The sequence below is a fragment of the Desnuesiella massiliensis genome, assembly GCF_001403615.1.
GTDB lineage: Bacteria > Bacillota > Clostridia > Clostridiales > Clostridiaceae > Desnuesiella > Desnuesiella massiliensis.
In genome coordinates this window covers 432,970-455,767 of the sequence record NZ_LN879455.1, presented here as the reverse complement: position 1 = coordinate 455,767, position 22,798 = coordinate 432,970, and the positions used below count along the sequence as shown (strand labels likewise).

At 32.1% G+C, this 22,798-nt stretch carries 20 protein-coding genes; 6 read left to right on the top strand and 14 right to left on the bottom strand.

Going from position 1 to position 22,798, the window contains the following annotated elements; translation table 11 throughout:
* Positions 1-111: 111 nt before the first annotated feature.
* From BN2665_RS08865 to BN2665_RS08840, 6 genes are all read right to left on the bottom strand, one after another.
* Complete coding sequence (locus BN2665_RS08865; protein WP_055666750.1) at positions 112-1,461, bottom strand: DUF4179 domain-containing protein; 1,350 nt, start codon at positions 1,459-1,461, stop codon at positions 112-114.
* A complete protein-coding gene (locus BN2665_RS08860) occupies positions 1,458-2,015 on the bottom strand; it encodes a sigma-70 family RNA polymerase sigma factor (RefSeq protein WP_055666749.1) in 558 nt (185 codons plus the stop codon). Before BN2665_RS08860 ends, BN2665_RS08865 begins: the two co-directional genes overlap by 4 nt.
* A gap of 177 nt (positions 2,016-2,192) precedes the next feature.
* A complete protein-coding gene (locus tag BN2665_RS08855) occupies positions 2,193-3,956 on the bottom strand; it encodes a glycoside hydrolase family 36 protein (protein WP_207643684.1) in 1,764 nt (587 codons plus the stop codon).
* A gap of 98 nt (positions 3,957-4,054) precedes the next feature.
* Positions 4,055-5,353 (bottom strand): alpha-glucosidase/alpha-galactosidase, encoded by a 1,299-nt coding sequence (melA, locus tag BN2665_RS08850; RefSeq protein ID WP_055666748.1) that lies wholly within the window; start codon positions 5,351-5,353, stop codon positions 4,055-4,057.
* A gap of 159 nt (positions 5,354-5,512) precedes the next feature.
* Positions 5,513-7,249: an ABC transporter ATP-binding protein gene (locus BN2665_RS08845; protein WP_055666747.1), complete on the bottom strand. Its 1,737-nt coding sequence runs from the start codon at positions 7,247-7,249 to the stop codon at positions 5,513-5,515.
* Positions 7,246-9,006, bottom strand: a complete 1,761-nt coding sequence (locus BN2665_RS08840; protein ID WP_055666746.1) for an ABC transporter ATP-binding protein — start codon at positions 9,004-9,006, stop codon at positions 7,246-7,248. Before BN2665_RS08840 ends, BN2665_RS08845 begins: the two co-directional genes overlap by 4 nt.
* A gap of 304 nt (positions 9,007-9,310) precedes the next feature.
* Here BN2665_RS08840 and BN2665_RS08835 point away from each other — a divergent pair, with 304 nt between their 5' ends.
* Positions 9,311-10,144: an AraC family transcriptional regulator gene (locus BN2665_RS08835; RefSeq protein ID WP_074042257.1), complete on the top strand. Its 834-nt coding sequence runs from the start codon at positions 9,311-9,313 to the stop codon at positions 10,142-10,144.
* Between the two features lie 8 nt (positions 10,145-10,152).
* Here the strand turns inward: BN2665_RS08835 and BN2665_RS08830 are convergent, their stop codons facing one another.
* The 7 genes from BN2665_RS08830 to BN2665_RS08800 all read right to left on the bottom strand — a co-directional run bounded on the left by BN2665_RS08830 (position 10,153) and on the right by BN2665_RS08800 (position 18,444).
* The gene (locus BN2665_RS08830; RefSeq protein ID WP_055666745.1) at positions 10,153-10,836 is read right to left on the bottom strand and encodes a DUF624 domain-containing protein; all 684 of its coding nucleotides are present in this window, start codon (positions 10,834-10,836) and stop codon (positions 10,153-10,155) included.
* A gap of 33 nt (positions 10,837-10,869) precedes the next feature.
* Complete coding sequence (locus BN2665_RS08825) at positions 10,870-12,264, bottom strand: hypothetical protein (RefSeq protein ID WP_055666744.1); 1,395 nt, start codon at positions 12,262-12,264, stop codon at positions 10,870-10,872.
* A gap of 55 nt (positions 12,265-12,319) precedes the next feature.
* Positions 12,320-13,216: a carbohydrate ABC transporter permease gene (locus tag BN2665_RS08820; protein ID WP_055666743.1), complete on the bottom strand. Its 897-nt coding sequence runs from the start codon at positions 13,214-13,216 to the stop codon at positions 12,320-12,322.
* Positions 13,217-13,293: 77 nt separating this feature from the next.
* A complete protein-coding gene (locus BN2665_RS08815) occupies positions 13,294-14,256 on the bottom strand; it encodes an ABC transporter permease (RefSeq protein WP_055666742.1) in 963 nt (320 codons plus the stop codon).
* Positions 14,257-14,332: 76 nt separating this feature from the next.
* On the bottom strand, positions 14,333-16,021 hold the full coding sequence (locus BN2665_RS08810; RefSeq protein WP_055666741.1) for a type 2 periplasmic-binding domain-containing protein: 1,689 nt from the start codon (positions 16,019-16,021) through the stop codon (positions 14,333-14,335).
* 471 nt (positions 16,022-16,492) lie between these two features.
* Complete coding sequence (locus tag BN2665_RS08805; protein WP_055666740.1) at positions 16,493-17,878, bottom strand: flotillin family protein; 1,386 nt, start codon at positions 17,876-17,878, stop codon at positions 16,493-16,495.
* 29 nt (positions 17,879-17,907) lie between these two features.
* Positions 17,908-18,444, bottom strand: a complete 537-nt coding sequence (locus BN2665_RS08800; protein ID WP_055666739.1) for an NfeD family protein — start codon at positions 18,442-18,444, stop codon at positions 17,908-17,910.
* A gap of 414 nt (positions 18,445-18,858) precedes the next feature.
* Between BN2665_RS08800 and BN2665_RS08795 the strand changes: the two genes are divergently transcribed.
* The 4 genes from BN2665_RS08795 (at position 18,859) to BN2665_RS08780 (ending at position 21,149) form a co-directional block, all read left to right on the top strand.
* Positions 18,859-19,227: a phage holin family protein gene (locus tag BN2665_RS08795; protein ID WP_055667111.1), complete on the top strand. Its 369-nt coding sequence runs from the start codon at positions 18,859-18,861 to the stop codon at positions 19,225-19,227.
* Between the two features lie 34 nt (positions 19,228-19,261).
* A complete protein-coding gene (locus BN2665_RS08790) occupies positions 19,262-19,492 on the top strand; it encodes a DUF1292 domain-containing protein (protein WP_055666738.1) in 231 nt (76 codons plus the stop codon).
* 177 nt (positions 19,493-19,669) lie between these two features.
* Positions 19,670-20,023, top strand: coding sequence for an MmcQ/YjbR family DNA-binding protein (locus BN2665_RS08785; protein WP_055666737.1), 354 nt, complete (start codon positions 19,670-19,672; stop codon positions 20,021-20,023).
* A gap of 34 nt (positions 20,024-20,057) precedes the next feature.
* On the top strand, positions 20,058-21,149 hold the full coding sequence (locus BN2665_RS08780; RefSeq protein WP_055666736.1) for a GerMN domain-containing protein: 1,092 nt from the start codon (positions 20,058-20,060) through the stop codon (positions 21,147-21,149).
* A 114-nt stretch (positions 21,150-21,263) separates the two neighbouring features.
* Here BN2665_RS08780 and BN2665_RS08775 read toward each other — a convergent pair whose 3' ends face one another.
* Positions 21,264-22,076, bottom strand: a complete 813-nt coding sequence (locus BN2665_RS08775; protein ID WP_055666735.1) for a ZIP family metal transporter — start codon at positions 22,074-22,076, stop codon at positions 21,264-21,266.
* A gap of 163 nt (positions 22,077-22,239) precedes the next feature.
* Between BN2665_RS08775 and BN2665_RS08770 the strand changes: the two genes are divergently transcribed.
* Positions 22,240-22,779, top strand: a complete 540-nt coding sequence (locus BN2665_RS08770) for an MORN repeat-containing protein (protein ID WP_055666734.1) — start codon at positions 22,240-22,242, stop codon at positions 22,777-22,779.
* Positions 22,780-22,798 lie beyond the last annotated feature (19 nt).

Below are 22,798 nucleotides of genomic sequence, written 5' to 3'. Positions count from 1 at the left end.
CGTAGCATTCTAATGTTACGCATTTTTCAACTCTATGAATAATTACTTGAAATTAATCAATATAAATGTGTAAGACTTCTATATGATTATTGAGCAACCCAACCCTTTGTGTTAATCTAATTTCACTTCAAAGCTTTTATCCTCATGGATCTCTATATTATTCATTTTGTCTGTGCCTATAAAGAATCTTTTACTTCCCTTATTTTTAAATACCGCTGTTATTTTTTCCCCTTTATCCATAACCTTATCAACATTACCCTTTGAAAAATCTCTTTCTAATAAATTTTTATTTTCATCATAAATATTTAAATTATATTTTTGTAATTCCAAGGATAAGCCTTCAGTAATATACTCTACATATACCTCATTATCTTTTGCCTCTATATTACTTATAATTATTTTATTTTTTTCGTTTTGAGTAATAGTCATTGGGAATTTATCCTTAACTTCTAAAAGCTCATTTTTTTCAATTTCCCTCTTGTCAGTTGAATGACTAAAATAGGGTATAAAAGTCAAAATTTTAGAATCCCTAGGTATTGCAGAGTATTTCATATTTCCTGAGTAGCTATTTCTCATAAACATGGAGTCTGTTCTATAACCTAAGCCCTCTGCTATTAATTCCCGTCCTTTATCATCTCTTACAATAAAATTATAAAACTCATTTTTACCTCTTAACTTAAAGCTTATTCCTGTGGTTAAAGGTGATGAAGTCAATTTTTCTAGCTCCATCTTCCCTCCACCAGGAGTACTAAGGGTTTTACTGATTTTATAGCTTCTAGTTTCTGCAGTGATTTTCTCCTTAGATACATTAAATTTAAATTCCCAAGGTCCTTTTACATTCTCTATTTCCTTTCCAGTGTCTGGGTCTATCACCTTAACCCCTTCATATACTACTTTCATGGATATATTTTTAGGTATATCTTCCTTCATTATATCTAGATTATCAATAGTTAGATAAGAACCGTCATCTTCGGTATGCTTACGGCCTCCCCCTCCTACATTTAACCATTTCCCATTAATATACACCTTAGGATGAAGGGTTAAAAATTTGTGCTTTATATCCTTATCCTTCCTATCAAATGTAGTGGCTATTCTAAGCTCATTATCATCTAGTACTACTTCCTTTAATGTAACCTTAAATCCATTTAACTCTAGAGACTGGTCTATTACATTAGTGTATTTATCAAAATCTGAATTTCCATAGCCTGTTATCTCTTTTATAATTCCTCCCACTAGAGGTATATTGCTAGCAAAGCTTGGATTACTATTATATCCAACTATAGAGACAAGTAATAAAACTCCTGCTGCCATAGCTACCTTTTTACCACGAGATTTTTTAGGTTTAATCTTGCTTTTTAAAGTATTTTTAATTTTTTTCTTCTCTATATCATTTAAAGGACTTTCGTCATACTCCTTTAAGTCTATCTGAACATCATTTAGCATTTCATAAACATCCTTCATTGTGAATTCACCTCTCCACTAAATAATTCTTTTAACTTTCTTCTCCCTCTTGAAAGCCTGTTATTTACAGCAGAACTTTTTAACCCAAGCTCCTCAGCTATATGATTAGTGCTTTCCTCTTGAAAATATTTTCTTATAAATATATCTCTATCTGAAGGAGTTAGATTAGATAACAGCTTCATTATCTCTTTATTGCATTCCTGCTGTAATAGTTCTTTGTCTATATCAGCCTCTTCCTTTAATTCTAACTCTTCCACATTTTCATGATATAAGCTCTTTATATACTTTCTTTGATAATCAATAGCCTTATATTTTGCAATAGCTCCTATCCAAGCTTTAAAGCTATTAACCCCTGAGAACTTATGACAATTTTCCCATATAGCTAAGAACACATCATTCATGCACTCTTCAATATATCCGCTGTTTTCGAAATTAAATAAGGTCTTTTGTACAACAGACTTAATCAATGCACCATAATTGTCAACAACAAACTCTAAAGCTTTAGGGTTTTTCCTCTTCAGTTGTTCTACTACATTGTCCTCCCTTATTCCCATGCTTTATTCTCCTTTCTGTAAAAGCTCTTACATATATTAAGTCGTAATTACTTATGTATTTATATCAATATTTAGTATAACTTTTTAGAATATCAAAAATAAAGATATTATTTTCAAATTATAAAGAAAAAACCAGCTCCTAAGAACTGGTTTTTTTTATAACTTGCTTATATGATATTAAATTAAAAATGCCACTCCACCCACAGGAATATCAATGCTCAAAAGTCCTTTATTTAAGTTTACCTTTTCTCTTCTAACCACCTGACCAGAGCAGTTTAGCACCTCTATATGTTTTTCTCCAAAATTCTCTTCTATTTCAAGATAGATTTTATTTTTCTGTGTTCCATTTACTAATATAACTTTTCCATTTGCTTCCTTACCTAAATGTGTAACAATCTCTGAATATACAGCTACTATATGTTCTTTTTCTGTACTTGAAGCAATTAGTGGGTAATTTAATTCTGGATACAATGGAGTTAGTTTTCCTTCTAGAAGCATCTCTCTATGTTTTTTCCAAAACTCAAGCCAAAATCTACTTACTTCAAAATGCTCTTGTTTTAGATTTTCAAACTTCATAGATAATTGAGGCACAGAAAATAATATGTTTATAAATTGCAATGCTACATTTTCCATACTATCTTCACTGTTCCACATTATCATATCTGAGTGAGGAGCAGTATTTCCGCATAGCAATCTTATATCCATTGATCCTATCTTATTAGTTATAGCATCATTAGGACAATCTGTAACTCTGAACATATTGCCATACTTTCTCATATAGGGACCTATATATCTTTGTCTAAATTCAATCATAAAATCAGGCTTAATAGCTCTAAGCTTCTCCATTACAGCACTTAATAAGCAATCTACAGCCTCTTGAACAGATTCAAAATCCATAAGCTCATTATGACTATTTGATCCATCACTTGGTAAATCAAATTCATCTACAAAATCTAATTTTAATCCATCTAAATCCCATTCCCTAACTGCATCTTCATATATAGAGATTAAATATTCTCTAACTTCAGGATATCTTGGATCAAGCACTCCAGCTTTTAAAATTTCATTGTATGACAGTATCTTATTATTAAATCTACTCCAAGCCTCTGAATGTAATCCAACAAAAGGAACGCTATACCAAAGCATATATTTTAGACCTATATCATGTACTCTCTTTACATGTTCTTTCATATTAGAAATTCTTTCCTTGGCAACTTTCCAATCTCCACAATAAGCATATCCTCTGTTGTTATCAGAAGTTTGCCATCCATCATCTACAATAATAGCTTCACAGCCTAGCTCCTTAGCTACTCTGCACTGCTTTTCTATTTCATCCTCTTTTATTTCTTGATGAAAGCTATACCAAGTAGAGTACATTGGTTGCTTTGCAAATTCTGGAACAAATGCAGGCTCATACTGTTTAAAGCTTTCCCACCATTTTGAAACATCCTTTAAGCTTTCGTAGTAAGGGATATTTCTTGTGTCTATTCTCAGTTCTCCTTCATATTCTGATACCTTCTTTGAAATTTCAGTGAAAAGTACAATTTTACACTTAAAAGTGCCATCCTCTTCATGTACTCCTAGATTAATATTAACCGTATTTAAAGCATCTGAAAAAGCACAAGTAAGCCTATTCTGTCCACTTACATTATATAGGCATGAAACCGGTGCTGAAATTGTCGCCTTAGAAAAAAATCCCCTTGCCCAATCAGCATGGAAGGCCTTATGTCTAAAGGCAGTGGGATACCAATAAGAATGTATATCAATAATAGGCTGATCCCATGATATTGTAATTTTAGGCAGGTGAATTGGTATCTGTGAATTAATTTTCAGCTTCACACTTTCTAATCCATCCTCCAATTCCTCACTAGTAAGATTTAACTCTAACCCTTCGCCACCCTCTACAGTAATTATATGTTTACTTGTTTTTATCTGTTTCAAATTCCTACCTCCTTACACCACTTACATTAAATAAAAGGAGATATAAATTTATCTCCTTTTATGAAGTTGCTTCTAATATCTTAAAGGAATTAAAAGTTCTACACAAATTTAGGTAACCAATTACCATGAGCTTCAATTAAATCATCACATAAAGCAATAATATCATCTATAGATAGCTCAGAAGATGTATGTGGATCAAGCATAGCCGCATGATAAATGTATTCCTTCTTACCAGTCATTGCTGCTTCTAGTGTTAATAATTGTGTATTAATATTTGTTCTATTCAATGCAGCCAATTGAGGTGGAAGGTCACCTATATGGCATGGTGTTACTCCGCTTCTATCAACCAAGCAAGGAACTTCTACTACGGCATCTTTAGGCAGATTAGTTATCAATCCATTATTCAATACATTTCCGCCAATTTTATATGGAACATCCGTTTCCATAGCCTCCATTATATATGAAGCATACTCACTTGTTCTTTTATGTTCAATATTCTTATTATTTACCAAATCCTTACCTAGTTGCTTCCATCCGTTTATTTGAGCTACGCATCTTCTTGGATATTCATCTAATGGAATATTAAATCTTTCAATTAATTCAGGGTATTTATCTTTTATAAAGTAAGGCATGTATTCTGCATTGTGCTCACTGGACTCAGTTACGTAATATCCAAATTGCTTCATTATTTCATAGCGCACCATATCTCCATGAGGCGTTTCTCTTTGCAAGGCTCTTTTCTTAATTTCTGGATATAAATCTTCGCCCTTTCTTGTAATCTCTAATAACCAAGCCATATGATTAATTCCAGCTATTTTCCACTGAATATCCTCAGTTTCCATTCCTAAGCCTTTTAATAAGTAATCTGCACAAACTTGTACACTATGACACAATCCCACAGTTTTGATGCTTGTTCCTCTAAGCATAGCTCCTGTTAGTATTGCCATTGGATTTGTATAATTTAAAAACCATGCATTAGGACAAACTTCTTCCATATCTTTTGCAAAATCTAACATTACAGGCATTGTCCTTAGTGCTCTGAAAATACCTCCAATACCTAAAGTATCTCCAATAGTTTGACGTAATCCATACTTTTTAGGTATTTCAAAGTCGGTTACGGTGCAAGGCTCATATCCGCCTACTTGAATTGCATTTACTACATATTTAGCTCCTCTCAAAGCTTCTTTTCTATCTGAATAAGCTACAATTTTAGCACGATTACTATTGCAATTTTTATTAATATTTTTTAATATCACTTCAGATTCAATTAATCTATTTTGATCTATGTCGTAAAGAGCAATTTCAGAATCTCTAAGCGATGGTGTTAACATAACATCCCCTAGTACATTTTTCGCAAAAATCGTGCTGCCCGCGCCCATAAAAGCAATTTTTGTCATAATCATCCCTCCATTAAATTTTCTTACTTTTACTTTATGCTTGATTTCATTTATAATTATAAATATTAACCAAATGAATATATATGGTATTATGTTATTAGTGTATAGTTCAATGTTACATCAATTTGTAAGATAACCAAATTGAAAACTCCATATATACTACTCTAAGCCTTCGGTAAATTTCATCCAGAAATTACTGTACAGCCCTTCCTTAACTAGCAAGTCACTATGAGCTCCTTCTTCCACAATATCACCATTATTCATAACTAAAATTCTATCAGCATTTTCTATGGTGGATAATCTATGGGCAATTATTACTGCAGTTTTATTCTTCATCAATTTTTCCATAGCTTGTTGTATTTTCATTTCGCTTATATTATCAAGAGCTGAGGTGGCTTCATCCATAATAATTACCTTTGCATCTTTCAAAAAAGCTCTCGCTATGGATATTCTCTGTCTTTGTCCTCCTGAAAGATTTGAACCCTTCTCACTAATATCTGTATCATATCTCTCCGGCAGTTCCATAATAAAATCATGGATACTAGCAAGTTTTGCTGCATTTAGTATTTCTTCATCACTAGCCTCTAAGTTTCCTAAAGCTATATTTTCTTTAATTGTGCCTGTAAAAATATAAGGAGTTTGAGATATATAAGCTATATTTTCTCTCATTTCAGACAGATTAGTTTTAGACTCTTTTCCAAAAACCTTTACACTGCCTTTAATAGGGAATAACAATCCGCTACAAAGTTTTGCTAAAGTACTTTTTCCGCAACCACTTTTTCCTACGAGGGCTACGGTTTCCCCTTCCCTTATATTTATAGTTAGTTCATTAAATAACTTATCATCATTTTCATAACTAAAATCTATTTCATCAATGGATATTCCGGTTTCTTTGTTATAGCTTTCTATTAATTTATTTCCACCTAAATCAAACTCTTCTTCATAGTCCATAAGCTCAAATACTCTTCGCCCAACTCCAATCCCCTTTTGAATCTTTCCCCATATATCTGCAAAACCTATAAAACATCCTTGTACCTGGCCAAATAACATTACAAACGCCAAAATACTCCCTACTGCCATTTGTCCCTTTATGGCTAAATAACATACAACTACTGCATATATTAGTTGAAGCCCTCCTTGGATAAAAATAAATAGAGCCCTAAACTTTATGTTTAATACTACTTCTTTCATTTGTAGTATTCTTAAGCTTTTACGCTTCTCTTTAAAATCTTTTTCTAAAACTAATTCTAAGTTCAAGACTCTAGCCTCTTCCATGCCTTGTAAGATTTCTTGTATTGCTGTTTCAACCACTGCCATTTGTTCTTCTATTTCTCTAGAAACTTTCTGCATCTTTTTATTTACAAATCCTGTCATAAGAAAAGAAAGTGGCGTTATAAGAATAGTTATTATTCCTAGAACTACATTTCTAGAAATTAAATATACTCCAGCGCCTACTGCTGCTAATATCATATTAAAGGTTGTAGTTAACTGGCTAGTCACAATGGATACTAATATTGGTATATCATTCTTTAATAATGACATCATATCTCCTGAATGCTTAGACTGCAATTTCTCCATAGGAAGTTTATTTATCTTATTCATTGTAGAAATAGTTAAATCCCTAATGGTTTTGTGCCTAGCATAATGCATCATCCATCCACCTATCATGCAAAGGGTAACTATAAAAACTGCAACTATAGCTGCTAATTTTGTTGTTGTAATAAGATTATGTTTCTCTCCATTAATTATCATATTTATAAGAGGTTCTTGTATAGCTGCTATTCCTACTGTTAATATAACGAAGGCTGGAATCATTATAAGAGCCCCTAAAACTGTTATCCATACGTATTTCTTTGTATATCCAAAGGTTCTTTTAAAAATTTGCCAAGATGTCATACTGCTGTCACCCCCTGATCTCCCAAATCTTTATAATTTAATTTATAATACACTCCTTGTAATTTCATAAGCTCATTATGCTTTCCTTGTTCTACAATATTTCCATTTTCTATAATAGCTATATTATCAGCTTGTCTAATTGTTGATAGTCTGTGAGCAACAACTATGGTAATTCTATGCTCCTTACCTTGATAAATTAAATTCTGAATTTCCTCTTCATTTTCACTATCTAAAGCTGATGTGGGTTCGTCCATTAATAATATTTCGGCATTCTTTAATATAGCTCTTGCTATTGCAACTCTCTGTTTTTGTCCACCAGATAATATGTACCCCTTTTCTCCTATGAAGGTATCATATCCTTTAGGTAAAGTCATAATAAAATCATGAATTTGAGCTTTTTTTGCTGCTTCATATACTTCTTCTTCCTTTGCTCCACTCTTAGCACATTTTATATTATCCATTACTGTTCCTGTAAAAAGATATGGATTTTGAGAAACATAGGATATTTTTTCTCTCCACTTTTCAGGCTCCATAGCTACTATTGAACTTCCATTGTACTCTATAGCACCTTTTTCTATATCATAAAATCTTAATAATAGCTTTAATAAAGTACTCTTACCTCCGCCGCTATTGCCTACTAATGCTGTTACCTTACCTTTAGGTATCATTAGATTTATATTATTAAAAATATTTTCATCCTGCTTATATCCAAAAGTAACATTAGATAATAATATACCTTCATAATTATCTATATGCTTTTCTAAATCAACTACTTTTTTCTCTAAAGGCATATCAAATATTTCAAACATTCTTGCACCAGCTGATATTGATTGTTGTAGTTGGGCCCAGGAAGATACTATTTCTTGTACTGGATAAACTAAACTTCCAAAAGCAATAAGAATTGTAGTTACTCCTCCAATTTCTATCTCTCCATTGAAAACTAAAAGTCCTCCGTAAGCAATCAACAAAATTCTTCCTCCAAAATTAACAAGGTTTTTTGTATTCCATATGATTTCATCCCATATCAAAAGCTTTCTTAATAACCTAAAATAATCTTTATAACTATGCTCAACTTTTTCTTTAAAATAATTTTTTAATCCATAGACTCTAACTGTTTCTCCACCTTGAATAACATCCTGCATATAACTATAAATTTCTGCTTCTTTTTTCTGACGCTTATCATAGGCCTTTCTTGCTAAAGAGGAAACAGGATTTAAAATCATAGGTAGTATAATAGCTACTATGATTGCTAAAATAGCTAACTTTATATTCATAGTAGAAAAATAAACAAAAAACATAGTCAGCTCTATAATTGAATTAAGAATCATTTGAACTTTATCGCTTACTCCATCTACAGCACTTCTTGAGGAACTCGTAATCCTTGAAATTAAATCTTGAGAATGATTTTCTTGAATATTTTTAAGTTTTCCTTTTAATAAATGACCTACAAGTCTTCCTTCAGTAATGGATTGAATCTTAAGCCTATAAAATCCACTGGCATAAATTATTGCAGAATAAAATAAAATTTCGCCTAAAATTCCAGCTACTGAAAATATAATACCTTGTTTAAATAAAGTCATATTTTTGCTTACAGCACTATTAACCATCTTTCTAATGCCTTCATTTATAGAAATGTTAGCAGCTGCAGAAAATACTGATGCAACTGCTATTATGGCATAAGCATACCAATATTTTTTAATTAATCCAAAAAGCTTTTTTAAAACCTTAATTGAAGAATATTTAATTTCTTTTTCCATACTTACCTCTCATTATTTAAAGATAAATTTTTCTTATAGGAGGCTGTGAAAAAAGGTGTTCTATAGGTTTCCATACACCGTGCGTGGAACCCCACGAGCGAACCGTGAAAAAGAACACCTATGTTTTTCACATCCTCCTATATATAAACAACCTGAAAATTTTATTATTTTTCTATACTTTTGCTTTATTCTTAATTTCATTTTAATTATAAATACTGCCTAGCGGGAGTATATATGGTATTATGTTATTAGCGTATAATTAAATGTTACATAAATTTTAAGATAAATACCCTAGGAGGTTACTATGAACGATTTTCTCATGGAAGAATTATTTTTAGAAATAACAAATAAATATGATTCAAACTTAATCGTTTACCAGTGTGGCTATGAAAACTGTAGACCCAAACATTCTTATGGACCTGCCATCAGAGATCATTATTTAATTCACTTTGTTACAAAGGGCAGTGGAAAATTCTACATAGATAATGTCTCCTTTGAAGTAAAAGAAAATCAAGGATTTTTAATATGTCCTGGGGATATCACCTATTATGAAGCTGACGAAGATACTCCTTGGAACTATATTTGGGTGGGCTTTAATGGAATGAAAGCCCCTCAATATATTAGACAAATGGGATTAAGTAAAGATAACCCTATAATAAATACAAAGAATTCAGAGCTTATTATAGACTATTTAAACAAAATTTTTGAAAGTACAAAGCTTGAACGTGCTCGTGAAATTAGAATGCTGGGTTATCTGTATTTATTTTTATCTGTATTAATCGGAGAATCTGATGTTAAGGAGACAATAAATTATAAGCATGAATATATACAAAAAGCCTTAGAGTATATAGAGATGAATTATTCTAGAAATATAACCGTAAAGAATATTGCCGAACACATTGGTTTAAACAGAAGCTATTTTAGCAGTCTATTTAAAGCTTCACTAAATATATCTCCTGAAAATTTTTTAATTCAATATAGAGTTAATAAAGCCTGCGAGCTTTTAAAGCAAAATAAAAATTTAAGAATAGCAGATGTATCTCGTTCAGTGGGATATACAGATCAGTTAGCTTTTTCAAAAACCTTTAAAAAAGTAAAAGGCTATTCTCCAAGTGAATATCTCATGAAAAATGAATAAAAAAATTACTACAGGAAATTTTTCCTGTGGTAATTTTCAGTCTCAATTGCCTTTAAAAACGCATTTTGAAAATACATAATAGCATAGCACATCAAGCTTATTACAAATAATACACTAATACCAGGTATAATGTAGAAAATCATGAAATTCAATAATAAAGCCATAATTATTAATATTGTAGTTTTTATCTTTTTAAATATATACACAATTGACATTATAATAACTTCCTTAGATTTTATGTGAAATCTTGAAACTATAGGGAACATATAAAATCCGCAAACTGATACCAATAAAAATAACAAAATAAACAGGAAGTATAGCTCATTTTTCACACTATTAATATCCACGTATAGTATAATGAGTACAGTAAGTTGTATCATCCATAAAAAAATGGCTTGCCTAAAATTCATCTTGTACATTCTAAAATAGTCCTTAGTTATGTTTACATCTTTTTCCCTCAGGAGCTTTCCCATTACCCCCAATAGCGCAGTAAAGGCTGGTCCTAATGGCAGGCTACATAAAAATATTTCTAATATGCTTGCTTCCATGATGCCATAATAATTTATTTTAATTAATAAGAATAAAAGAGGTATATTAAGCAGTAGAAAATATAAATTTCCCATGAAAAACCAGTAGAAATAGTTAGTTATTGTATATATGCTTCTTTTATCAAAATCTTTTTTGCTACTCATAATATCCTCCTCTACCTCCTCATATAATGCAAATTAAATAATCTTAACCACATGCTGCTCACTCTCATGTACAGCTACTATAACATATGAGTATTTACTTCCGCAATAATTATGTCCTTGTTCAGCTTTAACCTTTATTCCATCAACTAGTAGTTCGCTTGTTTCCCCTTTAAATATAGCTTTCCAGTATACAACACTTCCCCCATTGTTTGTGAAAGCTATCTCTTTATTTTCTATACACCTTATAGAAATTTCGTTGTTAAATATAGGAACATTATTAATTTCAATCCACTCTACATCCTCTGTTAATCTTGGAGTACTTTCAATTATTCTTTTAGTTGAATCTGGTATTATTCCAACCATACCTGTAATAATGCTATCCACGACGCTATAAGATACTTCTGGATATTCTCTTCTCTTTTTCTCAGTGCTTACTAAATCCATAATAACATGATATGCTTCCTTATTAAATCCATTTCTATATAGCACTTCTGCATAGTGTGATTGAGTCTCGATATTTATGTCTTTAGCACATAAAAGCACCTTAATGGAGTCCTTAATTTTTTTCTCATCTTTAACAATACCAAAATATAATGGCATAGGAGTTATAAGTTTAATATTTTCAGCAGCATCATATGCTGAAGCCCCCTCGAATTCTCCATTTTCTAAAATAAAAGTATTGTAGTTGTTTTTATTTTCATTCCACCATACTGTATCAAATATATGTTTTATTGTATTGGCTTTTTCTTCATATTCTTTGGCTTCTATGGTATTACCTCTTAAAGCTTGTATCTTAGAGTAGGATAAATATCCCCTGTATTGTGCAGCTACCATATCGCAGGCTGACACTATTTTATTAACTCCAACTTGATATTCTAAATATGAAGGAATTCCTCTATAATCAATAATTCCTTTATACTCCAGAAATCCATCATTATTCACATCCCAACACTTTACATAATCCTCTACAGTTCTTTTGTAGAAATTCAGAAAAATAGGGTCATTTATATAATCTAAATCTCCAGTCCAAAGATATTGCCTATAACAACAATCTAAAACATCAAAATTTGCAGGCAGGTTATACCAGAAATTATCATCATCCTTATAATCCTCTGGAGCAGGTAAATTATATTTATTTATTTCCCAATAGCTGCACCAATCTCTAGTTTCACTAATATTTTCAGCAAACTTTTTCAACATATTTTTTGTAAATAGCTGTAGTCCTAGCAACTGAGCCCCTGTACTTTGATGGGCAACGTCACGCATACAAAAGGCATCTCTTCCTGGCAGTGCAGCTTCATACCATAATCCCACAGGATCATTTACATGAACATATTCTAATGCTTGCTGCTTAGCCCAATTAAATCCCTCAACTAATTTACTATTAGAAGACTTTATTGTAATTTTACTTATGTTGTCCATATTCATTTTCAAAACTCCTCTTATATATAGTTAATATGGATATATACGACTTTTTCTCAGGTTATTCTTTAACGGCTCCAATAGTAATACCAGATATAAAATACTTCTGGAAGAATGGATATATCATGGCAATGGGTACAGTTACTACCATAGTAATGGCAGCCTGAACTGTCTTAGGGGTAAGGGAAGAGTACTGTGTAGCAGCTAGTTGTTGATCCCTTATCTTTTCTAATGCCTCTGTCTCTAATAAAACTTTTCTTAAATATACCTGTAGGGTATCCCACTTTCCCGATGGATTATAGACCACGGAAGTAAACCAGTCATTCCAATGGCCAACGCCATTAAAAACACATACTGCTGCTATTACAGGAATACATATTGGAAGCATTATCTTCCAAAATATTGTTAGCTCCCCAGCACCATCAATTCTTGCTGATTCACTTAAAGCATCTGGTATTCCTTGCATATATGCGGCAATTATAAGCATATTGTAAGCGCTAAAAATACTAGGCAGCCAATATATGGTAAAGGTATTTATCAAATGCAGCTTTACCATTAATAAATAAAAAGGAATTAGCCCCCCACTAAGATACATAGTTATTACGAACAGCCTTCTCATGAATTTTCTTCCTGAAAAGCCTTTAATAGTTATGATGTATGCTAAAAGAGCAGTACCTATTACGCTAGTAGAGGTTCCAACTAACACTCTTGCTATAGAGACAAGCGTAGCTTTAGCCATGGACTTTTGTTGGAATATAAACTTATAGGCATCAAAGGAAACTTTCCTGGGCCAAAGATATATTCCTCCTTTAACTGCATCAGCACTATCGTTAAAGGAAATGGCTAATTGGTTTATAAAAGGGTATAGCATCACAATAATAAGTAATATCATGAAAATAGTGTTAAAAACATCAAATATTTTGCTTCCTAAACTTTTTTTATAATGTCTTGATTCCATTTAATCCACCTCATTTTCCTTATATTGCAAATAATCATAATGATTATCAATCATTTTATCTTTAAATGCAAATGTTATTATATTAATGATAGGTCAAAGAATTTCTTGCTTAGACGATTTGCTAAAAATACAAGGGTAAGACCAATAACTGACTTAAACAATCCTACTGCCATACCATAAGAATATCTTCCTAATTGTATACCATATCTATATGCATAGGTATCAATTACATCCCAATACTCGCGGGTCTGAGGTGAACCCAAAAGAAGCTGTTGCTCAAAGCCTGCATTTAATATACTTCCAATTTGAAGTATCAAAAGTAATATTACTGTGGTCCTTATACCTGGTAAGGTTATATGCCATACCTTGCCAAACCTATTTACTCCGTCTACTTCCGCAGCGTCATACAATTCCTTATCAATACCTGCAATAGCAGATAGATAAAGAATAGAAGAAAAACCAACACCTTTCCATATATTAGCTGAAGTGATTATCGTCCAAAAATACTTTCCTTCTCCCAAAAATGATATTTCTCTGTTTAGGAGTCCAAGCTTTTGAAGAATAACTGGTAATAATCCATCAGTACTCAAAAATGAATATATTAAACTTGCTGTAACCACCCAAGAAATAAAATAAGGTAAGTACGAAATACTTTGTACAATTTTCTTGAAATGCTTATTACCCACTTCATTGATTAACAATGCCAATATAATTGGTGCTGGAAATGCAAATAGAAGATTTAATCCGCTTATTGCCAAAGTATTTCTTAATATGTTTAAAAATTCTGGGGCGTTAAAAAACTGTTTAAAATAGAATAGTCCCGCCCAATCGCAGGATAAAATGCTTTTTCCAGGAGTATAGTGGAAAAATGCTATTAACATTCCATACATCGGGTAATACGCAAAGGTTAATACCCAAATTATTATTGGAATGCAAATTATCCATATGTGCTTTTCTTTTTTAAAATTCCTAATTATTTTATCTATTTTCTTTTCTTTTTTCACCTGTAAATTATTTGACTGCAAAGATAGATTGCTCATTCTTTTACCTCCTAGAAAATTTATGCTATTCTTTATTAAAAAGAGAAGGGATTAAGCTCCTTCTCTTTTTATAAAATTACTTCTTTCCCCACTTAGTCAAATTTTTCTTATATTGTTCTGTCATATGCTTTTCTAGCTTATCTACGCCAGCTTTTTGAACTTTACTTTTCATCTCTGAATAATTCTTATCAAATTCTTCATCAGTCTTACTTAAAACAGCTTTTGCCCAATACGCTCTAATAACATCATCAATCTGTTGCTGAATAACTGTTACAGGATTGTCTGGTAGGAACTCTATTTGATCCATAGCCGAATTATCATAAATAGTGTCCTTTAAATTATCATTCATAATTTTTTTCCACTTTGCCTGATCATTGAAACACTGATCTATCCACGCATTTGCGTTTGGAGCATCACTCATAGCTCCTTGAGCATGAACTAACCATAAATAGTTTGGTCCAAGCGCTTCATGAGCTTTATAATCATAACTAGCATTTATTATTTCCTGCTTAGTTTTTTCATTGAAGCTCCATTTTCCATCTTTAAAATTCCAATTTGAAATATCTAGATTTGGAACCCCCCAGGCAAATAACCTTGTACCATTTGGTGTAATTGCAAAATTAAGAAATCTAATTATGTCCTCTGGATTTTTTGCTTTATCTGTTATAACAGTGTATCCCCATCCTGTTGTATCCTTTGGTGAAAAGTATGCCTTTTCAGCTTCTGCATCCTTTATGGCAACTTGCACATATCTTTGTTCTTCTTTCCATTCTTTATTTGTCTTCTGCCATACTTCATGTCCAGCATTCCAAGTTTCCCACCAAGGCCCTATATGTCCAACAATTCTCTCATCGGATACCTTTGTTTTCCATTGCTCAAATTTATTAGAGAAAGCATCTGGGTCCAGCATTCCATCTTTATATGCTTTATTGTAAAATTTAGTAAACTCAAGCCCTTCTTTAGTATTGATCCAATGTGTTAAATTGTGGTTGCTATCTTCTTTATAACCTTCCTTTAATCCCCAAATACTAGCCAATATAGGTACTGAACCAGTTGATGTAGCATTTGCTGTAGATATAAAGCAGTTATCATTATTCCAGGATAGAGCATACACTTTTTGCCCTTTTGAATTTGTCGGGTGTTTTTCTACAATTTTCTTTAATACTTCATAATATTCTTCTGGAGTCTCAAACTTAGGAGCGCCTATTTCCTGATACCAATCCCATCTGATATGAGCCGAATAATCAGGTATAGGAAGCATTCCCCATCCAGTTGGTAATGCATATATCTTACCGTCTTCATCTTTAAATCTATTTAACATATCTCCTAATTCTTTTTTGATATTTTCACCATACTTATCAATATAGGGTGTTAAATCTTTTATCTTTCCCTGTTGCTTTAACTTTGTCACATCTGCCTTAGTTAGTTCTGTTATTACTTCAGGGTAATCATTAGACGCCAATGCTAGATTAAATCTTTCATCAGCATTCTGGTTGTAAACGATTTTATTAATCTTAACATTAAAGTTATCTAATACATATTTTTGTAACTGCTCTGTTCTAGTTTTAGATTTTTCAGGGTCAGCTTTAACTTTAGCATAAAAATTAAGCTCTAAAGTATTTTCTGGCACTGCCCATCCATACTCATTAGTTCCTTTAGTTTTAAATTCACTTTTTGCTGTATCCACAGTATCCTTTTTACATCCAAAAAGCGTTGAAGTTACAAAAATACAGGCTAACAAAGCAACAACATATCTTTTTTTCATATTACTTCCCCCTCTTTAATTGTTATAGAAACTCTTTCATAATTTAAATAATCTTCCTCGAGACCCTATATGTTCCCATAGAAGAAAAATACTTATATATATTGGATTTAATGTAGTAAAATAGATTATTCCGCGGAACCTTGAAATTCTTTTATTGTTTATATAAATTATAGTATAGTACTGTACTATATTAAAATGAACTAATGTTAGAAGTATATGTCTAATTGTTAGTTTGAAAAGGTTTTCTTTTATTAATAAATTTAGGGGAACAGCTTAAGCTAATACTTCATATCTGCATCGTAACGGTTTTAAACTGTCATTTTGGAACATATACAAGTTAGACCTTCCTAGTACTTCCTTATTCTATGCTAAAAAAGTGAATTCTTAAAAGTTTAATTTCAACAAAAAAGAGCTGCCTTCTCTAGAAATCACTTTCTATTTGAAGACAACCCTTTTCAATATTTATCTATGTTATTGTTCTATGGTAGTTTCCTTCTTCTCTTCTTTATTTGCTATATTTTGAAGCATTCCTAATAAATCTATGCCTGTGGTAGCCTTTATAGTTTCAGGTACTTTTGTCATTATATCTGTAACATAGCCCGATACTTTTGATGCTCCACCTGAGCCATTTCCACTATCTATTACCACGATTTTTTCAGTCTTAGATAGAGGCTCTGCAATAGCTCTTGCAAGATCAGGCATTTTTTCAATAATCATTTGAAGCATAGCTGCTTCATTATATTGCTTATAAGCTTCTGCCTTTTTGAACATGGCTTCTGCCTCAGCTTTTCCAGTCTCTCTGATTATTTCAACCTTAGCCATACCTTCTAATCTCATGGCCTCTGCTTTAGCTTGACCCTCTAACTTAATAGCTTCCGACTTCGCTTGAGCTTCTTGAATATATTGATACTTTTCTGCTTCTGCTTCCTTTTTTACTGTAGCCTCAAGTTCTTTTTCTTTTCTCAAAGCTTCTTGCTCTGCTAGCTCAATTTCCTTTTGCTTTCTAACTATTTGAACCATCATTTCAGTTTCCGTAACTTCTTTTTTAACCTTGTTAGCTTCTATTTCGTAAGCCAAGTCCGCTACAGCTTTTGAAGTTTCTTGATCTTTTCTATATAATTGAACCTTTAATTCCTTATTCTTTAAGGATTCAGCTACAGAAGTTTCAGCAACAAGCTTAGCAGCTTCTCCTTCTCTAAAAGCTTCAGAAGTTCTTATCTTTGTCTCTTTTTGAGCCTCTGCTTCTGCTATTTGAGCATCTCTTTTAACTTCTGCAATTCTTCCTTTTCCTAAGGCTTGAAGATATCCATTTTCATCAGCTACATCTCTTATAGTAAAAGCCTTGATTTCAAGACCCATTTGGTCTAAGTCAATGGCAGCTACTTCCTGAACTCTTGAGGCAAATTTCTCTCTATCTTTATATATTTCTTCTACGGTCATCTTAGATACAATTTCTCTAAGTTTACCTTCTAGAACGTCCTTAGATGTATCTTTTATAATATCTATGGTTTTTTGTTCATGTCCGGTGTTAAATTGTTCTACTGCCGCTAGTACGGATTCTAGGTCTGATTTAACCTTAATAACAGCCACACCGTCAGCTGATATACCAACACCTTGCTCCGTTAAAGCATTTCCGATTTTAACTTCAATTTTTATGTTTTCTAAGGAAATTTTATCTGTTCTTTCTAGAAAAGGAATTACTAATCCTCCTCCACCAGATATAACTCTCTTCTTTAATCCTGTAACTACTACAGCCTTATCTTGCGGAACCTTTTTCCACATGGATAATAAAATTCCTAGTAATAATAGAATCAAGGCTCCTATCATTATAGGCATGATATAATTATCAATAGGCATAATTAAATTCTCCCCCTTACACTATATATTTATATATTTATTTTCTCTTTAATTGGAATTACATAAAAAACACTCTTATCTACTTTAGTGATAATAACCTTTTCTCCCCTTAAAACCGTTATTCCCTCTAAACTTTTAGCCGGTGAGCTATATTTATTGCCATTAGCCACATAAGTGATAGCGCCTATGCCCTCCTCCATTATGGATTCCAACACCACAGCCTCTATACCTATAAGCTCTTCTCTTGCTATAGAGCTTGTATTTTCAGCCTTTTTCAATTTTTCAAATATAAATTTTGAAAAAACAAAGGCCACAGCTAAACCAGAAAAAAGTGCAATAAAAAATACAAATGTCCAAGCTTTCTTCATACCTAATAGTCCCACTCCTCCAAAAACAGTTAAAAAGGCGGCAATAACAGCAGGTCTTAGCATTGAAGCAAAAGGAAATTCAAACCCTAGATCTAAATCCACTCCAAAGTTTAAAACCTCAAAAATACTTCCTAGAAAAAAAGATATGAGTATATAAATAACTCCAATTATAAAAGAAATATAAAACACCTTTTCCATAGATACCTCTGAATTCATAATTTTTATATATTATACCATATTTTATATATTAATAGTACGTATTCATAATTTTTATAGCTTTTTAACATTTAAATATTTTTTATTAGAACCTTTAACATAATACATAATATCTAAATTTATGGGAACTATAGATATAGTGCTATTTTTATTATAAAAAAATACATTTATAATGGTCAATAAAATGTGAAAGGAGTTGAAAAACCGTTAAATTAACACATATCGCTTAAAAGATAGTGTTAATGTAGGGTGGGTTACATCCGAAGTTACGCCTTTGGAGTGTTAGACCAAACGAAAGTAGTATATCCTTTTAGGAGTACAAAATCGAGCACGTTGAATGAGGAAGCAAACATAAACTCTTATAGAGTTTTATAGTCTTTGCGTAACGGTATAAATATGAGTGAAGAAAGAAAAGAACGAGATGATCGCCGAGGAGGTATACTTGGATATCTAGGTAGGCTTGTAGTAACTGCGATAGTACTTGCCATTACATCATTTTTAACCCCTGGGTTTTCCATAGTAGGTTTATGGCCAATTTTAATTGCTGCTGTAGTTATATCTTTAATTGATTATGGTGTAGAAAAACTTATGGGGGTTGATGCCTCACCCTTTGGTAAAGGATTTAAAGGATTTGTAATTACAGCTATAATACTTTATATAGCTCAATTCTTAGTTCCTTCTATGAGTGTTACAATAATGGGAGCTATAATCGCAGCTGTAGTTATTGGAATTTTAGATGCACTAATTCCTGGAAGAGCTATGTAGCCTTACTATGTATTTTAAAATTGGAGGGTAACTGATGAGTGCTAAGATATATTCTTTCAGAGATGAAGAGGGCCATCTTGTAAAGTATACCGTAAAAGAGCGCCTTCTAATAGATCAAAAGGATTATGTAATAATGTCTCCTGAAGACAATTCCTCTTTAATGGAGGTTTATAGATTCAATTTTGAAAATGGGAATGAATCTTTAGAACTTGTAGAAAATCAAAATGAGCTTAATAAAATAAAATCCATTTCTAAAGTAATGTAATAATATTAAAGACTTTGTGTACTCTTAAAAAAGTATCAAAGTCTTTTTTATGTTTTTATTTTTTACCTTGACTAAATTAGGAGTTTAATATATATTTTTCAGTACTAACTTTGTTATTATTACGTATTATAGGTAAATAATTTTATGTATAAATTTTATTATTGTGAGGGATATGAAATGACTATAGAAGATTTAAAGAAATACTGTTTATCTAAAAAAGGTGCTAAAGAAGAATATCCTTTCGGCCCTGAAGTTATAGTAATAAAAGTATGTGGCAAAATGTTTGCTCTGATTTCAAACAAGGAAGGAAAGGTAAATATATCTTTAAAATGCGAACCTTTATTGGCAGATAGCTTAAGACAAGAGTATTCTTACATAATACCTGGATATCACTTAAATAAAAAGCATTGGAATACAGTGATAATAGAGGATTATATTATAAAAGAGCATTTATTTTGGATGATTGATAACTCCTATGATCTAGTATTTAATAGTTTGCCTAAAAAGCTACGAGAAGAAGCATCATTGTAATTGAATATATATTATATGAAGGAGAGTGTTTTTAATGAAAATAAAATCCCTTCCTCTCTGTCTATTGCTACTCTCTACTATAGTATTAACCTCCTGCACAAATAAGCCCGACAGCTCCAAGGAAGTTAATGAAAAGAATGTAGTAACCGTGTCTGGTAATAAAGATACTAAATCCACAGAGGAAGAACTTAAATATTCTGCTAAAGATTTTATGCCTAAAAAAGTTAATATGAAAATATCTTATTTAGGAGGCTTTGAAAATGGCGGAGAACAAACCTATGTAGAGTACTCAAAGGATAACAGAGTTCAGCTTAAGACCTCTAATGGAGGTACCACTGTAGTTAATGTGCTTGAAGAAAGAAAGGAAGGAGTATTCACAGTATATAGAAGCCCTGAATTTTATGCTAAGAAAAATGTATTATCTATGAATTCCCCTAAAGAGGAAGTATATCTTAAAAATCCTATAAAAGTGGGTACTAATTGGAAAACTAATGATGGTGTGACAAAAACCATAACTGCTGTAGATATGGATTTAGATACAAAAGCCGGAAAGTTTAAGGTTGTAGAGGTAACTTCTCAAACTAAGGAATATACCTTTAAAGAATATTTTGCTAAGGACTTAGGATTGATAAAAACCTTATTTACAACTAATGGTGCTGAATTTTTAACTGAAATAAAATCTATAGAGGAGAATTCACCATTTATTGAAAGCTATAGATTTTTCTATTATAATGCTGTAGAAGATAAAATACTTTATGTGGATAAAACCATGGCACAGCAAGAAGCTGCACAGCTTAAAATTATTCTTGATGAAAATTTTAGGAAGACTCCTAGAAAAGAGCTTATACCTATTAAGAGTAATATAAAAATAAACAAAATAGAATTATTAGAAGAAAAAGGGATTCTTCATATAGACTTTTCTAATAATTTTGTAAAAGAAATGGGCCTAGGCGGTGGCGTGGAAATTAATTTTCTTCAAGCCATAGTCAATACCCTTGGCTACAATTATAAGGCAGATAAAGTATTGATAACCCTAGATGGAAAGCCTTATAATTCTGGCCATATTACCACGAAAAAAGATGAAGCTTTTTCTGTTAATTATGATAGATGCTTTAAAATGAACTGATTTTAAATAAAAATTACGAAGCAATTTTTATTTAATGCACAATGTACAGAGCACAATTCAAAAAAGCGACCAAAGTCGCTTTTTTCTTATATGTTTTATTTAATTACAATACTCTTATCCTAAGGCCACATCCAAAATCATCATTACAGTAAAACCAAGCATAGTAGCTAAAGTAGCTAGATCTGTATTTCCTCCCTGTTGTGACTCCGGTATAAGCTCCTCTACTACAACATATATCATAGCACCTGCTGCAAAACTAAGGGCATAGGGCAACATTGATTGAACATATATTACTGCTAAAGCTCCTATTACACCCGCAATAGGCTCCACAATTCCAGAGGCCTGACCATACATAAAGCTCTTTAACCTTGAAAAGCCTTCTCTTCTTAGAGGAATAGATACTGCTGCTCCCTCTGGAAAATTTTGAAGTCCTATACCTATGGCCAATGCAATGGCTCCTGCTAAGGATGCGGAAGGCAAGTTAGACGCTACAGCCCCAAAGGCTACCCCTACCGCTAGACCTTCTGGTATATTATGAAGAGTTATAGCTAACACCAATAATATACTCCTCTGCCAGCTTGTTTTTACTCCCTCTGCTTCACTTTTCTCCAAGCCCAAATGGAGATGTGGTAAAAATTTATCTACTAAGAATAAAAATACTCCTCCACCTAAGAAGCCTAGAGCAGCTGGTATCCAAGCTGACTTTCCGGCTGCTTCGCTCATTTCAATAGCTGGAGACAGTAATGACCAAAAGCTAGCTGCAATCATAACCCCCGCTGCAAAACCTAGCATTGAATCAAGAATCTTTCTATTCAAATTTTTAAATAAAAATACTAGGGCTGATCCTAAAGCTGTAACTCCCCAGGTAAATAAGGTGGCTAATAAAGCCTGCATTATGGGACTTAAATTCACAAACCAATCAAACATAAATTCCCTCCATATTATCACTCAATCAATTAATAATCATTATCTATTAATTTTAATTATAGCATATTTTCCTTTATAGTCCTAGCGATTTTTAATTCGTTGATATATCTTACTATTTAATGATATAATATGTTAACATTTTTAATTGGAGGAAAGGCTTTTTATGAAAAATATTAAAATAAAAAAACTAAACAACAATCTTCAATCTTTAGAGCTAAAAAAGAAGGAAGAGCATGTGCATACTGGAACCTATGAAGGTGAAAGAAAGGATGGAAAGATGCATGGCTATGGCACTTTTACATATACTAATGGAACTGTATATTCAGGCTATTGGAAGGACAATATGATGCACGGTGAAGGTACTTTGACTTGGGCTTCTGGTGAAAAATACATAGGAAGTTGGAAAAACGATTTAAAGCATGGTTATGGCATATACACCTGGCCCGATGGAGATAGCTATGTAGGACACTGGGAGAATGATCTAAAGACTGGTCATGGAATATATACTTGGTGCGATGGTGATAAATACATAGGGGATTGGTATGAGGACCAACGCCATGGAGAAGGCATTCAGCACCTTAGCTATGGAGATAAATATATAGGTCAGTGGATAAAAGACCAGAGACACGGTCATGGTATGTATATACATGAAAATGGAGAGATATTCATTGGTCAGTATGAAAATGATGACAGAATGGAATAAATTATAGGGAAACAATTTC

Coding starts and splice junctions, on each gene's coding strand:
- melA (WP_055666748.1), bottom strand. CDS start 5,353: ATGACAAAAATTGCTTTTATGGGCGCGGGCAGCACGATTTTTGCGAAA.
- BN2665_RS08860 (WP_055666749.1), bottom strand. CDS start 2,015: ATGGGAATAAGGGAGGACAATGTAGTAGAACAACTGAAGAGGAAAAAC.
- BN2665_RS08790 (WP_055666738.1), top strand. CDS start 19,262: ATGAGTGCTAAGATATATTCTTTCAGAGATGAAGAGGGCCATCTTGTA.
- BN2665_RS08820 (WP_055666743.1), bottom strand. CDS start 13,216: ATGGAATCAAGACATTATAAAAAAAGTTTAGGAAGCAAAATATTTGAT.
- BN2665_RS08805 (WP_055666740.1), bottom strand. CDS start 17,878: ATGCCTATTGATAATTATATCATGCCTATAATGATAGGAGCCTTGATT.
- BN2665_RS08810 (WP_055666741.1), bottom strand. CDS start 16,021: ATGAAAAAAAGATATGTTGTTGCTTTGTTAGCCTGTATTTTTGTAACT.
- BN2665_RS08840 (WP_055666746.1), bottom strand. CDS start 9,006: ATGGAAAAAGAAATTAAATATTCTTCAATTAAGGTTTTAAAAAAGCTT.
- BN2665_RS08780 (WP_055666736.1), top strand. CDS start 20,058: ATGAAAATAAAATCCCTTCCTCTCTGTCTATTGCTACTCTCTACTATA.
- BN2665_RS08825 (WP_055666744.1), bottom strand. CDS start 12,264: ATGAATATGGACAACATAAGTAAAATTACAATAAAGTCTTCTAATAGT.
- BN2665_RS08815 (WP_055666742.1), bottom strand. CDS start 14,256: ATGAGCAATCTATCTTTGCAGTCAAATAATTTACAGGTGAAAAAAGAA.
- BN2665_RS08845 (WP_055666747.1), bottom strand. CDS start 7,249: ATGACATCTTGGCAAATTTTTAAAAGAACCTTTGGATATACAAAGAAA.
- BN2665_RS08775 (WP_055666735.1), bottom strand. CDS start 22,076: ATGTTTGATTGGTTTGTGAATTTAAGTCCCATAATGCAGGCTTTATTA.
- BN2665_RS08865 (WP_055666750.1), bottom strand. CDS start 1,461: ATGAAGGATGTTTATGAAATGCTAAATGATGTTCAGATAGACTTAAAG.
- BN2665_RS08770 (WP_055666734.1), top strand. CDS start 22,240: ATGAAAAATATTAAAATAAAAAAACTAAACAACAATCTTCAATCTTTA.
- BN2665_RS08835 (WP_074042257.1), top strand. CDS start 9,311: ATGAACGATTTTCTCATGGAAGAATTATTTTTAGAAATAACAAATAAA.
- BN2665_RS08785 (WP_055666737.1), top strand. CDS start 19,670: ATGACTATAGAAGATTTAAAGAAATACTGTTTATCTAAAAAAGGTGCT.
- BN2665_RS08795 (WP_055667111.1), top strand. CDS start 18,859: ATGAGTGAAGAAAGAAAAGAACGAGATGATCGCCGAGGAGGTATACTT.
- BN2665_RS08830 (WP_055666745.1), bottom strand. CDS start 10,836: ATGAGTAGCAAAAAAGATTTTGATAAAAGAAGCATATATACAATAACT.
- BN2665_RS08800 (WP_055666739.1), bottom strand. CDS start 18,444: ATGGAAAAGGTGTTTTATATTTCTTTTATAATTGGAGTTATTTATATA.